Raw genomic sequence first — 13709 nt, 5'->3', positions numbered from 1 at the left:
CCATGCACGCGGATCCGGAGAACTTCCGCCCGCCGGGTTCAGCTTCCGTCGGCCGCTTCCAGCACGAAGACCGGAATCTCTCGGTCCGTCTTCTTCTGGTAATCGGCGTACGACGGATACGCGGCGACGGCGCGCTCCCACCACTCGGCCTTCTCCACGCCGGTGACCTCACGGGCCGTCATGTCCCGCTTCACCGGACCGTCCTGGAGTTCCACGTGGGGATCGGCCTTGACGTTGTGGTACCAGACCGGGTGCTTGGGCGCCCCGCCCAGGGAGGCGACCACGGCGTAACGGCCCTCGTGTTCGACGCGCATCAGCGGCGTCTTGCGGAGCTTTCCGCTCTGTGCGCCTCGCGTGGTCAGCACGATCACGGGCAGACCCGTGTCCATCAGCGTCGTGCCCTTCGTGCCGCCCGAGCTCTCGTAGAGCTCGACCTGTTCACGCACCCACTGCGTCGGGCTGGGTTCGTACTCGCCCTCAAGAGGCATGGCATCCGTCCCATCGTCGTGTCGTACGGCTGACCGGCACCGTGGTGCGACACCGGCCGGTGCACGATCCATCCTTACCCCATCCCGCCCGCCGGCCCCGACCCGACGGCGCCATTACGCCGCATCTCATCGCACCGCCGGGCGCTTCGCGGCACGGTCGCGACCGTCCGCACGCCAGGGAAGGCGACGGAACCCGTCGCCTTCCCGCAGGACCGGACCCGCCCCTGCCGCCCCCCGCCGCCTACGGCCCGCTGCGCGCCCCCCGGCCGCCGGCCCGTCGGCGCCCTCAGCGTGTCGCGGACAGTGGGCCGGCCCCGGGAGCCTCCGTCGCCGAGACGTTCACCCCGGCGGCGCCCAGCAGCACCCGCGCGGCCTCACGCGCCTGGCCCGCGGGTGCCGTACCGCCGGTGACGCCCGCCGTCACCATGGCGCCCTCGGCCAGCAGGAACAGCTGTCCGCCCACCGAGGCGGACAACCCCGCGTCGGCCGCCAGGCCGTCGAGGTACTCGCGGAACGCCCCCTTGTGCGTCCGTACCCGGTCCGCCACCAGGGGAGAGGCGGCCCCCAGTTCGCCGTACGCGTTGATCCAGGCGCAGCCGCGGAAGTCCGGCTCGGCGAACCACTGCCCGAGCCAGTCGAAGACGGCCAGGATCCGCGGGCCGGGCTCCTCGTGCCGGTCGACGTACTGCGCCAACTGCCCACGCCAGCGCACGTCGCGCCGCTCCAGATAGGCCAGCACCAACTGCTCCTTGGCCGGGAACAGCTGGTAGAGGCGTTTGAGCGAGACGCCGGAGCCGCCGCGGACGTCGTCCATGCCGACGGCCTGGACACCCCGCCCGTAGAAGAGCCTCTCCGCCGCGTCCAGGGCCCGCTCGCGGGCGACCTCACTGTCCATGGGGACCTCTTCCCTGATGTGTGTCTCGATGCGCTCCTTGACGCGAGAACGAGCGTTCTCCTACGGTAGCAGCCGTGTGGAGAACGCTCGTTCTCCACACGTGCCGACGGAGGTTCAGCCATGACGCCCGCCCGACCGCCCCTGCCGCCGTTCACCCGCGAAACCGCCGCCCGGAAGGTGCGGGCCGCCGAGGACGCGTGGAACACCCGGGACCCGCACAAGGTCTCGCTCGCCTACTCCGAGGACTCGGTCTGGCGCAACCGCGACACCTTCCTCACGGGCCGCGCCGCCATCGTCGAGTTCCTCACCGCCAAGTGGGCGCGCGAGCACGAGTACGCGCTGCGCAAGGACCTGTGGGCCTTCGACGGCAACCGCATAGCCGTCCGCTTCCAGTACGAGTCCCGCGATGCCGACGGCCAGTGGTGGCGTTCTTACGGCAACGAGCTCTGGGAGTTCGACGAGCACGGCCTGATGACCCGGCGGGAGGCCAGTATCAACGACGTACGCATCGAGGAGTCGGACCGCCGCATCCACGGTCCGCGGCCCGTTCAGTAGGGTTCCGGGGTGAGCGAACAGGCCCGGAACGCCGAGGACCCCGAGAGCGCCGAGGACCCCGAGAACGCCGAGGACCCCGAGAGCGGCGACAAGCCCGAGAGCGCTGAGAAGCCCGGGAGCGGCGAGAAGCCCGAGAAACCCTTCCTCTACGTCGTCGTCTGCGCCGCCGGCGTGGCCGGTGACGTCGGCAGGCTGGTCACCGCCGCGCAGGAACGCGACTGGGAGGTCGGCGTCTTCGCGACCCCGGTCGCCATGGGCGGCTTCTTCGACACCGCCGCCGTCGAGGCGCAGACCGGCCGCCCCATCCGGTCGGCCTGGCGCCGCCCCGGCGAACCGCGCCCCTTCCCGGCGCCGGACGCCGTCGTGGTCGCGCCCGCCACCTTCAACACGGTCAACAAATGGGCCGCCGGCATGGCCGACACGCTCGCCCTGGCCACGCTGTGCGAGGCCTGCGGCCTCGGCGTCCCCGTCGCCGTCCTGCCCTGCGTGGCCGACGCGCTGGCCTCCCACCCCGCGTACCAGGAGAGTCTGGCACGGCTGCGCGGGATGGGCGTGCGCTTCGGCGACCCTTACGCGGGGGAGGCGGGGGAGGACGGCGGCCACCCGGCGTTCGGCTGGGAGCGGGCGCTGGACCTGCTCGAACGGCGCTGACCCGCCCCGGCCTCGAGCCCGCACGAAGACGTACGCTCCCCACTGGTACTGATGATCCCGAAGACAGGAGCAGCAACGATGCAGTACGTGAAGCTCGGTTCGACGGGCCTGGACGTGTCACGGATCTGCCTGGGCTGCATGACCTACGGCGTGCCCGATCGCGGTACGCACGAGTGGACCCTCGACGAGGAGGCCTCGCGTCCGCTGATCCGGCAGGCGCTGGAGGCCGGCATCACCTTCTTCGACACGGCCAACGTCTACTCCGACGGCACCAGCGAGGAGATCGTCGGCAAGGCCCTGCGCGACTTCGCCCGCCGCGACGACATCGTGCTCGCGACCAAGGTGCACGGCCGGATGCGACCGGGACCCAACGGGGGCGGGCTGTCCCGCAAGGCGATCATGACCGAGATCGACCACAGCCTGCGGCGCCTGGGCACCGACTACGTCGACCTCTACCAGATCCACCGTTTCGACCCGCACACGCCGGTCGAGGAGACGATGGAAACCCTGCACGACCTGGTGAAGGCGGGCAAGGTCCGCTACATCGGAGCCAGCTCGATGTATGCCTGGCAGTTCTCCAAGATGCAGTACACCGCCGAGCGGCACGGCTGGACGAAGTTCGTCTCCATGCAGAACCACTACAACCTCGTCTACCGCGAGGAGGAGCGCGAGATGCTGCCCCTCTGCGCGGACCAGGGCGTCGGGGTGCTGCCCTGGAGCCCGCTCGCCCGCGGCCGGCTCACCCGCGACTGGGACACCGCCACCGAGCGCAGCGCCACCGACGACTTCGGCAGCACGCTCTACCAGGACGGCGACCGCGCCGTGGTCGAAGCCGTCACGCGCATCGCCGGCGACCGGGGCGTGCCGCGCGCCCGGGTCGCCCTGGCCTGGCTGCTGCACCAGGACACGGTGACCGCGCCGATCATCGGTGCGTCGAAGCCGCGGCACATCGAGGACGCCGTGGCCGCGGTCGAACTGACGCTCAGCGAGAAGGAGACGGAGGAACTGGAGCGGCCCTACGCACCGCATCCGATCGCCGGACACTGATCCCGGACGGGACGGGCCCGGGGCCCGCTTCCGCGTGCGCCTAGGGACCCGTTCCGGCGTCCAGGGCGGTGACGGACACCGACGACTCGTTGCCGCCCACCGGTACCTCTCCGGCCGTCCACTCGACCTCGATCGGGGTCCGTTCGTCCGGCGGGGTGACGAGCAGCGCCGCCGGAGTCGCGGTGCGGGCGCCGCTGATCTGCGGGCTGGAGAACGACAGCCCGGCCCACGCGCTGCTGCCCGGTGTCAGCGTGACCGTCTCGGGGGAGGCGGGCGCGCGTTCGGGGTCCGGGCCGAGCTGCGCACCGGACGCGTCCACGAAGGCGGCGCCCGGATAGCCGTACAGGGTGCACGTGCGCTCGGACGCGTTGGTCAGCACGATCGGGAAGTTCCGCTGCCCGGCCCCCGGGTCGACGCGGCCGACGGCGGCGCGCAGCTCGGAGGTGTGGCAGCGGCCGTCGGTCCGCGCGGAGGCGGAGGCCGATCCCGCGGTGTCGCTGGGCGCGGTGGTGACCGCCGGGGCGGTGCGGATGCCGCCACCGGCGTCCGGGCTGGTCGTGCGGGGAGCCTTGGTGGGTTGTGGGGCGCTCGACGTACTGCTCTCGCTGCCGCAGGCGTTCAGCAGGCCGAGGAGCGCGACCGCGCCCGCGAGCAGGGCCGTGCGGCGTACGGGTGGGGACGTGTTCGCCATCGCTTCTCCACACTCCCGTCAGCTTCTCGCGCACGGCCCGCCCCGTGCGGCGGCACCGTACGCCCTGTGCCTTCGAGTGTCCCGCCGCACGGTGCGGGAAACGAGGGGCACTCGATGTCCGGATACGGGGGGCGAACGACGTCCGGATGCGGGGGCGTGCCGCCGTGCCTCACTCCGCGTCGAGCAGTCCCAGCTCAGCCCAGATCGTCTTGCCCTCGGCCGTGTGCCGGCTGCCCCAGCGCTGGGTGAGCTGGGCCACCAGCAGCAGACCCCGCCCGCCCTCGTCCCAGGTCTTGGCCCGGCGCAGATGCGGCGCGGTGTGGCTGGTGTCGGAGACCTCGCAGATCAACGTGGCCGTGTCGTGGATCAGCCGCAGCCGGATGGGCGAGGAGCCGTACCGGATGGCGTTGGTGACCAGTTCGCTCACCACCAGCTCGGCGGTGAAGGACGACTCCAGCAGGGCCCAGGAGGACAGTTGCTCGACGACCTGTTTGCGGACGGGGGCGACCAGCGACGGATCGGCCGGGATGTCCCAGGTGGCGACCTGGCCCGCGGGCAGTCCCCGGGTACGGGCCAGCAGCAGGGCCGCGTCGTCGGCGGCGCCGCCGGGCGGGAGCAGGGCGTGCAGCACCCGGTCGCCGGTCGCGTCCAGGGAGCCGGCGGCGGCCGCCAGGGTCTCGCGCAGCAGCGCCCGGCCGGCGTCGGCGTCCCGGTCGCGGCTCTCGACCAGCCCGTCGGTGTAGAACGCCAGCACGCTGCCCTCGCGCAGTTCCAGTTCGGCGGACTCGAACGGCAGCCCGCCCACCCCCAAGGGCGGCCCGGAGGGGAGCTCGACCTGCTGGGGCGGGCCGTCCGGGGGCACCAGCACGGGCTCCGGATGCCCGGCACGGGCCAGGGTGCAACGCCGCGACACCGGGTCGTACACCGCGTACAGGCAGGTCGCGCCGACCTCGCCGGCGCCGTCGTCGCCGGACTCCTCGGACAGCCGGACGACCAGGTCGTCGAGGTGGGTGAGCAGCTCGTCGGGCGTCAGGTCGATGTCGGCGAGGGTGCGGACGGCGGTGCGCAGGCGGCCCATGGTGGCCGAGGCCTGGATCCCGTGGCCGACGACGTTTCCGACGACCATGGCGACCCGCATCCCGGACAGCGGGATGACGTCGAACCAGTCGCCGCCGACCCCCGAGCGGGCCGCCGGGAGGTAGCGGGAGGCCGCCTCCACCGCGGCGGTCGGCGGCAGCCAGCGGGGGAGCAGGCTCCGCTGCAGGGTCAGCGTCGTCTCGCGCTCCCGGGAGTAGCGGCGGGCGTTGTCGATGCAGACGGCGGCGCGGGCGGTGACCTCCTCGGCCAGCAGCCGGTCGTCGTCCGTGAAGGCGTAGGGCCGCCGGAACCGGGTGAAGACCGCGACGCCGAGCGTGGTGCCGCGGGCCTGGAGCGGTACGGACATCGTGGAGTGGATGCCGCACTCCTCGACCCGGCGGATGCGTACGGGATCCCACTCCCGCCACCGTTCCAGGTCGTCGCCGCTGGGCACCGCGGCCACGATCGCGCGCCCCGCGACCAGACACTCGGCCTGGGGTGAGCCGGCCGGGTAGACGTCCAGTCGGCCCGGTTCGGCCACCGCCTCCGGGCAGCCCGGGTTGACCGACTGGTGGGCCGCGCGGCGCAGGCCCACCGGCGGTGCCGACACGGCGGCGGGCTCGCCGCCGTGCTCCTGGGGGTCCAGCAGGTCGACGCTCACGAAGTCGGCGAGCGTGGGGACGCACACGTCCGCCAGTTCCTGGGCGGTGCGGGTGACGTCGAGCGTGGTGCCGATGCGCACGCTGGCCTCGTTGACCAGTTGCAACCGCTCCTTGGCGAGGTGCTGCTCGGTGAAGTCGTGGGCGCTCACACAGACGCCGCGCACCTGTCCGTCGGCGTCGGTGAGGGGCGCGATGGCGGCGTGCCACGCGTGGGCGCGGCTCTCGCCGGTGGCCTTGAGGTGGGTGTGCATGTCGTGGTGGCGGCCGGTGGCGAGTACCTGCCGCATGTGCTGTTCGAGTTCCCTGTTCTGCCGTTTGCTGCCGATGTCGGTGGGCCGCAGACCGCGGACGCGGTCCGCGGGGAGACCGAGGAGCTGTGCCATGACGTCGTTGATGCCGCGCAGCCGGAGCCGGTCGTCGAAGATCATCGTGGCGCAGGGGGACTGGGTGAGGGCTGCTCTGACCAGCGCGTCGTCCGGACGGTCGGGACCGGGCGCCGGCGGGGCGACGGCGAGCCACGTGCCCGGGCCGCCGCCCTGCGACGGCCTGTGGTGAGCGAGCACCCACACGGACACGGTGTGTCCGTCGCGGTGCCGAAGCGCCAGGGTGCCGTTCCAGCGCTCGTCGCCGGGGGCGGGGAGGGGGTCGCCGTCGCCGTCGGCCAGCAGCTCCGCGGCGGGGCGTCCCACGACGTCCGCGGCCCGGTGGCCCAGCAGCAGGCGGGCGCCCTCGTTCCACTCCCGCAGGGTGCCCGAGTCGTCGATCACTGCGCGGGCCGTGGCGGCATCGTCGAACGGGTTGACCGGACTCATCGTCGCCACTCCATTGCGCACACCCACGGTGAACAGCGCGTCACCTGGCCCCAGCCTAGTGCGTCCGCGCTCCGTGCGGACCCGAACCACTGGGCCCGTGAGGGTTCCGCGGGCACTCGGGTCCCCCGAAGGCTGGGCCGCCCGGGACAGAAAGAGCTTTCCGTACCCTTGACGGTCGCATGTGGCACAGCGTCAGAATCTGTTTGATCGCGATCAGTTGTGAGTACATCTGAGCCTTGATGAGCTTGACGAGGGAGATCCGGCATGACGGTCACACGCAGATCGGTTCTGATCGCCTCCGCCGCGACGCCGGCGGCCGGGGCACTGCTGGGAGCCCCGTCGGCGTGGGCCGCGGACGCGGCGGGGAGCGGTGCGGGCCGCAGTACCGTAGCCCTGCGCGACGGCTGGCGCTTTCGGCTGGTCGACCCCGACGGAGCGGTCGAGGACTCGACCGGCGCCGCCGACCCCGCCCACGACGACTCGGCGTGGCGCGAGGTCGCCGTCCCGCACGACTGGAGCATCGAGCAGACGCCCACCACCGAGCACGGCACGACCAGCGGTACCGGCTTCCTGCCGGGCGGACTCGGCTGGTACCGCCTCGCCTTCACCCTGCCGCCCGCCGTCGCCGGCAAGCGGATCTCGGTCGAGTTCGACGGTGTCTACATGGACGCCGTCGTCCACTGCAACGGCCGGGAGGCCGGGCGCCACCCCTACGGCTACACCGGCTTCGCCCTCGACCTGACCGACCTGGTGCACACCGACGGCCGCACCGAGAACGTCCTCGCGGTCCAGGTGCGCAACCGGCTGCCGAGCAGCCGCTGGTACTCCGGCAGCGGCATCTACCGCGAGGCCCGCCTGGTCGTCACCGAACCGGTGCACGTACGGCGCTGGGGCACGTACGTCACCACGCCGCGGGTGAGCGACGAGCGCGCCGTCGTCCGGGTGGAGACGTCCGTCGTGAACGCCTCGGGCACCGCGCGCGAGGTCGAGATCAGGTCGACGGTCAAGGACGCCGGCGGACGCACGGTCGCCCGCGCCGCCTCCACGGCGGGCGTCACCGACGGGACGAGCGAGATCCACGAACTCACGGTCACCCGCCCCCGGATGTGGGACTTCGCCGACCCGCACCGCTACACCCTCCACACCGAACTGCGCGTCGGCGGGCGGACCGTCGACACCTACCGCACCCCGTTCGGCATCCGCACCTTCCACGTCGACCCCGAGGAGGGCTTCCACCTCAACGGCAGGTACGCCAAGATCAAGGGCGTCGACCTGCACCACGACCTCGGCGCACTCGGCGCCGCCGTCAGCATCGACGCGATCCGCCGCCAGATGACCATCATGAAGTCGATGGGCGTCAACGCCTTCCGCACCTCCCACAACCCGCCCGCGCCCGAGATGATCGAGGTCTGCGAGGAGATGGGCATCATCATGCTGGTGGAGGCCTTCGACTGCTGGCGCACCGGCAAGAACCGCTACGACTACGGCCGGTTCTTCGACGAGTGGGGCGAGAAGGACGCCACCGAGATGGTGCTCGCGGCCCGCAACTCGCCCGCCGTCGTCATGTGGTCCATCGGCAACGAGGTCCCCGACTCCACCTCCACCGCCGGACTCGCCATGGCCGACCGGATCATCGACGCCATCCGCGCCGCCGACGACACCCGACCGCTCGTCATCGGCTCCGACAAGTACCGGCGCATGCCCGCCAAGGGCTCCGCCGCCGACCTGATGCTGGCCAAACTGGACGGACTCGGCCTCAACTACAACACCGCCAAGTCGGTGGACGAGCTGCACGCGGCCTACCCGCACCTCTTCCTCTTCGAGTCCGAGTCGTCCTCCGAGACCTCCACGCGGGGCACCTACCAGGAGCCGGAACACCTCAACACCGGCGAGAACCACACCCCGGGACGCCGGGCCACCTCGTCCTACGACAACAACCTCGCCTCCTGGACCATGAGCGGTGAGTACGGCCACAAGAAGGACCGGGACCGGAAGTGGTTCGCCGGCCAGTTCCTGTGGTCCGGCATCGACTACATCGGCGAACCGACGCCGTACGACGTCTTCCCGGTCAAGGCGTCCTTCTTCGGCGCGGTCGACACCGCCGGTTTCCCGAAGGACATGTACCACCTGTTCCGGAGCCAGTGGACGGACGAACCGATGGTCCACCTGCTTCCGGCCGGCTGGAACCACCGCGAGGGCGACACCGTCGAGGTCTGGGCGTACGCCAACGTCGACACCGTCGAGCTGTTCCTGAACGGGAAGTCCCTCGGCACCCGGACGTTCGACACCAAGAAGACGGTCGACGGCCGGGCGTACCTGGAGACCACCGAGGCCACCGGCGACGACAAGACCTTCACCGACGGCCCCTACCCCGGCAGTTACACCAGCCCGAACGGCAGTGCGGGCAAGCTCCACCTGACCTGGAAGGTGCCCTTCGAGGCGGGCGAGCTGAAGGCCGTCGCCCGGCGGGACGGCAGGGCGGTCGCCACCGACGTCCTGCGCACCGCGGGGGCGCCGCACGCCGTGCGCCTCACCCCGGACCGCGAGAGCGTCGCCGCCGACGGCCGCTCCCTGGTCTTCGTGACCGCCGAGGTGGTCGACCGGCGCGGCGTCGTGGTGCCCGGTGCCGAGCATCTGATCTCCTTCGAGGTCGCGGGCGGCTCCCTCGCCGGACTCGACAACGGCCGCCAGGAGAGCGCCGAGCGCTACCAGGCCAGTACCCGCACCGCCTTCCACGGCAAGGCCCTCGCCATCGTGCGGTCCGGCACCCGGCCGGGCACGGTGCGGGTGACGGCCCGCGCGGACGGGCTGCGTACGGACACGGCGACCGTCCGCGCCCGCCGGGCCGCGACCCGCGCCACCACGCCCGCCCCGGAGTTCCGGCCCGGGCACCCCGCGCCCGTGGACCACCCGCACGCGGACGCGAGTTACTCCGGCCGCCCCGACACGCTCCCGGCCGCCATGCTCGACGGCGACCCGGCGACGGGATGGTCCAACGGCTTCCACAAGGCGGCCACCGCCCTGTTGCCCGCCTTCGACGGGGCCCGCGCCGAGGACTGGGTCTCGGTCGACCACGGGCGCAGGCGCACCTACGACCGGATCGAGGTCTCCTTCACCGTGGACGCCACGCACAGTCTGCCCGCCGCGATCGAGGTCGCCGTCTGGGACGGCCGCGTCTGGCGAGCGGCTCAGGGGATGCGGACCGACTGGGCCGCCGAGTCCGACGCGCCCACCGTCGTCACCTTCGACGCGCTGCGCGGCTCCCGCGTCCGCCTCACGCTGACCAGCCGCCACCCCGACGAGGTGGAGGGGGCGATCCGCATCAGCCGGCTGGACGCGCCCGCCGCCTGAGGTCCCGGCGACACGGTCCGGACGGGAAACCAGTCCCGTCGAGTCCCGTCCGGACCGTTGACGGAATGTCATGTCTCCCACAAGCATGTCCTGCGACCGCTTTTGGGAGCGCTCCCATACGCTGTGATCCGAGCGCGCCACCCGTACCTCCCCCGAGGAGCCCGGACGTGACAAGACGCCTGACGCAACGCCCGACACGACGCAGAACCGCCCTCGTCTCCCTGACGGCCCTCCTCGCGGCGGCCGTCACCGCGCTGCCCGCCGCCCCGGCCGGAGCCGAGGAGACCGAGCAGGTCAAGAACGGCACCTTCGACAACGGCACCGACTCCTGGTGGACGAGCAGCAACGTCACCGCGGCCGTGTCCGACGGCCGGCTGTGCGCCGACGCCCCCGGCGGCACCGCCAACCGCTGGGACGCCGCCGTCGGCCAGAACGACATCACCCTCGTCGCGGGGGAGTCGTACAAGTTCTCCTTCACCGCGACCGGCACACCCGCCGACCACGTGGTCCGGGCGATCGTGGGCCTGTCGGTGTCCCCGTACGACACCTACCACGAGGTCAGCCCGCAGCTCAGCGTCTCCGGCAACACCTACTCCTACACCTTCACCTCACCCGTCGACACCACCCAGGGCCAGGTCGGCTTCCAGCTCGGCGGCACGCCCGACGCCTGGCGGTTCTGCGTGGACGACGTGTCCCTGCTGGGCGGTGTGGCCCCCGAGCCGTACGTGCCCGACACCGGGCCGCGGGTCCGGGTGAACCAGGTCGGCTACCTGCCGTCCGGCCCGAAGAACGCCACGCTGGTCACCGACGCGACCTCCCGCCTGCCCTGGCAGCTGAAGAACGGCCACGGCCGGGTCGTCGCCCACGGCTGGAGCAAGCCACGCGGCGTCGACGCCTCCTCCGGGCAGAACGTCCACTCGATCGACTTCGGCCGCCACAAGAAGCGCGGCGAGGGTTACACCCTGGTCGCCGACGGGGAGACAAGCCGCCCCTTCGACATCGGCACCGCCGCCTACGAGAAGCTGCGCACCGACTCCGCGAAGTACTACTACACGCAGCGCAGCGGCACCCCGGTCAGCGACGAGCTGCGCCCGGGCTACGGCCGCCCCGCCGGACACGTGGGCGTGGCACCCAACCAGGGTGACACCGAGGTGCCCTGCCAGCCGGGCGTGTGCGACTACACCCTCGACGTCGCCGGCGGCTGGTACGACGCCGGCGACCACGGCAAGTACGTCGTCAACGGCGGCATCTCCACCTGGGAGCTGCTCAGCACCTACGAGCGCTCGCTGCACGCCCGCACGGGCGAGCCGTCCAAGCTCGGCGACGGCACCCTCGACATCCCCGAGAGCGGCAACAAGGTGCCGGACCTCCTCGACGAGGTCCGCTGGGAGCTGGACTTCCTGCTGAAGATGCAGGTGCCGGACGGGCAGCCGCTGGCCGGCATGGCCCACCACAAGATCCACGACGAGGCGTGGACCGGGCTGCCGCTGCTGCCCAGCGACGACCCGCAGAAGCGCGAACTGCACCCGCCGACCACCGCCGCGACCCTCAACCTGGCGGCCACGGCGGCGCAGGCGGCCCGCCTTTACCGCCCCTACGACCGGGAGTTCGCCGCGAAGGCGCTCGACGCGGCCCGCACGGCGTGGAAGGCGGCCCTGGCCCACCCGGACGTGCTCGCCGACGAGAGCGACGGCATCGGCGGCGGCGCCTACCCCGACAGCCAGGTCCAGGACGAGTTCTACTGGGCGGCGGCCGAGCTGTACCTGACGACGGGGGAGCGGGACTTCAAGGAGTACGTCCTGAACTCCCCGGTCCACACCGCCGACATCTTCGGCCCGCTCGGCTTCGACTGGGCCCGCACCGCGGCGGCCGCCCGGCTCGACCTGGCGACCGTCCCGAACCGGCTCCCCGGCCGGGACAAGGTCCGCCGCTCCGTCGTCCAGGGGGCCGACCGGTACCTGGCCACGCTCAAGGCGCATCCGTACGGCATGCCCTACGCCCCCGAGGACAACGTCTACGACTGGGGCTCCAGCCACCAGATCCTCAACAACGCCGTCGTCCTCGCCACCGCCTACGACATCACCGGCGCCTCGAAGTACCGTGACGGCGCGCTCCAGAGCATGGACTACATCCTGGGCCGCAACGCGCTGAACATGTCGTACGTCACCGGCTACGGCGAGGTCAACGCGCACAACCAGCACAGCCGCTGGTACGCCAAGCAGCTCGACCCGTCACTGCCGGCCCCGCCCGACGGCACCCTGTCCGGCGGACCGAACTCGCACATCCAGGACCCCTACGCCCAGAGCAAACTCCAGGGCTGCGTCGCCCAGTTCTGCTTCATCGACGACATCCAGTCCTGGTCGACCAACGAGCACACCATCAACTGGAACGCCGCACTGGCCCGGATGGCCTCCTTCGTGGCGGACCAGGGCTGACCGCACGATCACCGGGACCGCCTCCCTCGGTACCCACACAATGCCGCTTTGACCTGCGGCTATTTACGAGTCGGTACCCTCGCGGTACCGTGGGAGGCATGCCAGCTCTGAACGTGGAGTTCAGCGACCGCGAGCTCGAGGACCTGCGGCAGATCGCCAAGGAACGCGGTACGTCTATGAAGGCGCTCGTGCGGGAGGCCGCCGCCGCCGACATAGCCCGGCACCGGGCGCTGCAGGAGGGGGCGGCGGCCTTCCGCCGGTTCTTCTCGGCCCACGCCGACGAGTTCGCGGCCGCCTTCCCCGACGACGAACCACCGCCCCTCGGAGGCGAGGGGCGGGCCGCCTGACCCATGGCAGAGGTCCTGCACATCGACGTGCCCTGGCTGCTCCAGCGCCATGAGGAAGTACTGCCGGAGCAGCCCACCATCAACGACTTCTCCGCGCTCGTCGCCGCCGTCGCCCGGCACCGCGTCGACCCGCCCCGCCTGGGGGTGAATTCCGACCCCGCCTGGCGGGCCGCGGCCCTGCTGCACACCCTCGCCGTCCTCAAGCCCCTGCCCTCGGCCAACGCCCGCTTCGCCTGCGCGACGGCCGTGGCCTACATGTACGCCAGCGGCGTCGGCATCGACCCGCCCTACGGCGCCCTGGTCGACCTCGCGCGCGACCTGATGTCCGGCGGGGCCGACGTCTACGGGGCCGCCGACCGACTGCGTTCCTGGCAGATCTGAAACCCCGGAGGGCCGCCGCCGGCCCACCGCGTCAGGGTGCCCGCCGGGAGCGTGCGCGCCCGCACCGGCGTGTGCACGTGTCTCACACGGGGTGCGGGGAGAAAGGCGAAAGCCGCCGCGAGCCGCACGAGTTGCCGGGTGATCCGACCTTCTTTCACACAGGGCTCGTGTTGCCGGTTCTCCTTGTTGACCATGAGTGGTTTGTGCGAGAGTGAAGCACCCGTGCGGGGGGTAAGGCCGGGTCTCGCACGCGCCTGGACGAACCAGGCCCGATTTCGCTGTGGCGAATTCACGCTCTCCGCACCGCACTCAAAAGG

At 72.0% G+C, this 13709-nt stretch carries 11 protein-coding genes; 7 read left to right on the top strand and 4 right to left on the bottom strand.

The genetic code is table 11. The features are described 5' to 3' along the window. Positions 1-38: 38 nt before the first annotated feature. Together ACP4J0_RS07230 and ACP4J0_RS07225 are read right to left on the bottom strand one after the other, a co-directional pair. A complete protein-coding gene (locus ACP4J0_RS07230; RefSeq protein ID WP_426597767.1) occupies positions 39-488 on the bottom strand; it encodes a nitroreductase family deazaflavin-dependent oxidoreductase in 450 nt (149 codons plus the stop codon). A gap of 286 nt (positions 489-774) precedes the next feature. Further along, positions 775-1383: a TetR/AcrR family transcriptional regulator gene (locus ACP4J0_RS07225; RefSeq protein ID WP_426597766.1), complete on the bottom strand. Its 609-nt coding sequence runs from the start codon at positions 1381-1383 to the stop codon at positions 775-777. Positions 1384-1503: 120 nt separating this feature from the next. On the opposite strand from ACP4J0_RS07225, the gene ACP4J0_RS07220 reads away from it, so the two are divergent. The 3 genes from ACP4J0_RS07220 (at position 1504) to ACP4J0_RS07210 (ending at position 3636) form a co-directional block, all read left to right on the top strand. After that, the gene (locus ACP4J0_RS07220) at positions 1504-1938 is read left to right on the top strand and encodes a nuclear transport factor 2 family protein (protein ID WP_426597765.1); all 435 of its coding nucleotides are present in this window, start codon (positions 1504-1506) and stop codon (positions 1936-1938) included. A gap of 171 nt (positions 1939-2109) precedes the next feature. Beyond that, on the top strand, positions 2110-2589 hold the full coding sequence (locus tag ACP4J0_RS07215) for a flavoprotein (RefSeq protein WP_426597819.1): 480 nt from the start codon (positions 2110-2112) through the stop codon (positions 2587-2589). Positions 2590-2667: 78 nt separating this feature from the next. After that, positions 2668-3636: an aldo/keto reductase gene (locus tag ACP4J0_RS07210; RefSeq protein WP_426597764.1), complete on the top strand. Its 969-nt coding sequence runs from the start codon at positions 2668-2670 to the stop codon at positions 3634-3636. A 40-nt stretch (positions 3637-3676) separates the two neighbouring features. Here ACP4J0_RS07210 and ACP4J0_RS07205 read toward each other — a convergent pair whose 3' ends face one another. Both ACP4J0_RS07205 and ACP4J0_RS07200 read right to left on the bottom strand, forming a co-directional pair. Further along, on the bottom strand, positions 3677-4327 hold the full coding sequence (locus tag ACP4J0_RS07205; RefSeq protein ID WP_426597763.1) for a DUF4232 domain-containing protein: 651 nt from the start codon (positions 4325-4327) through the stop codon (positions 3677-3679). A gap of 169 nt (positions 4328-4496) precedes the next feature. Continuing rightward, positions 4497-6878: a SpoIIE family protein phosphatase gene (locus tag ACP4J0_RS07200; protein ID WP_426597762.1), complete on the bottom strand. Its 2382-nt coding sequence runs from the start codon at positions 6876-6878 to the stop codon at positions 4497-4499. A 264-nt stretch (positions 6879-7142) separates the two neighbouring features. Between ACP4J0_RS07200 and ACP4J0_RS07195 the strand changes: the two genes are divergently transcribed. The 4 genes from ACP4J0_RS07195 (at position 7143) to ACP4J0_RS07180 (ending at position 13392) form a co-directional block, all read left to right on the top strand. Then, positions 7143-10229, top strand: coding sequence for a glycoside hydrolase family 2 TIM barrel-domain containing protein (locus tag ACP4J0_RS07195; protein ID WP_426597761.1), 3087 nt, complete (start codon positions 7143-7145; stop codon positions 10227-10229). Positions 10230-10408: 179 nt separating this feature from the next. Continuing rightward, positions 10409-12664 (top strand): glycoside hydrolase family 9 protein, encoded by a 2256-nt coding sequence (locus ACP4J0_RS07190; RefSeq protein ID WP_426597818.1) that lies wholly within the window; start codon positions 10409-10411, stop codon positions 12662-12664. Between the two features lie 98 nt (positions 12665-12762). Continuing rightward, complete coding sequence (locus tag ACP4J0_RS07185; RefSeq protein WP_426519086.1) at positions 12763-13011, top strand: hypothetical protein; 249 nt, start codon at positions 12763-12765, stop codon at positions 13009-13011. Between the two features lie 3 nt (positions 13012-13014). Further along, positions 13015-13392 (top strand): toxin Doc, encoded by a 378-nt coding sequence (locus tag ACP4J0_RS07180; protein ID WP_426597760.1) that lies wholly within the window; start codon positions 13015-13017, stop codon positions 13390-13392. Positions 13393-13709: the final 317 nt, after the last annotated feature.

This window comes from Streptomyces sp. WG7 (genome assembly GCF_049975785.1).
In the GTDB taxonomy this organism is placed as follows: domain Bacteria; phylum Actinomycetota; class Actinomycetes; order Streptomycetales; family Streptomycetaceae; genus Streptomyces.
The sequence above is the reverse complement of the archived record's forward strand: the minus strand, read 5'-3'. Positions and strand labels throughout refer to the sequence as shown.

Excerpts from the sequence above, each read along its gene's own strand:
- ACP4J0_RS07230 (WP_426597767.1), bottom strand. The coding sequence starts at position 488 with ATGCCTCTTGAGGGCGAGTACGAACCCAGCCCGACGCAGTGGGTGCGT.
- ACP4J0_RS07225 (WP_426597766.1), bottom strand. The coding sequence starts at position 1,383 with ATGGACAGTGAGGTCGCCCGCGAGCGGGCCCTGGACGCGGCGGAGAGG.
- ACP4J0_RS07220 (WP_426597765.1), top strand. The coding sequence starts at position 1,504 with ATGACGCCCGCCCGACCGCCCCTGCCGCCGTTCACCCGCGAAACCGCC.
- ACP4J0_RS07210 (WP_426597764.1), top strand. The coding sequence starts at position 2,668 with ATGCAGTACGTGAAGCTCGGTTCGACGGGCCTGGACGTGTCACGGATC.
- ACP4J0_RS07205 (WP_426597763.1), bottom strand. The coding sequence starts at position 4,327 with ATGGCGAACACGTCCCCACCCGTACGCCGCACGGCCCTGCTCGCGGGC.
- ACP4J0_RS07200 (WP_426597762.1), bottom strand. The coding sequence starts at position 6,878 with ATGAGTCCGGTCAACCCGTTCGACGATGCCGCCACGGCCCGCGCAGTG.
- ACP4J0_RS07195 (WP_426597761.1), top strand. The coding sequence starts at position 7,143 with ATGACGGTCACACGCAGATCGGTTCTGATCGCCTCCGCCGCGACGCCG.
- ACP4J0_RS07185 (WP_426519086.1), top strand. The coding sequence starts at position 12,763 with ATGCCAGCTCTGAACGTGGAGTTCAGCGACCGCGAGCTCGAGGACCTG.
- ACP4J0_RS07180 (WP_426597760.1), top strand. The coding sequence starts at position 13,015 with ATGGCAGAGGTCCTGCACATCGACGTGCCCTGGCTGCTCCAGCGCCAT.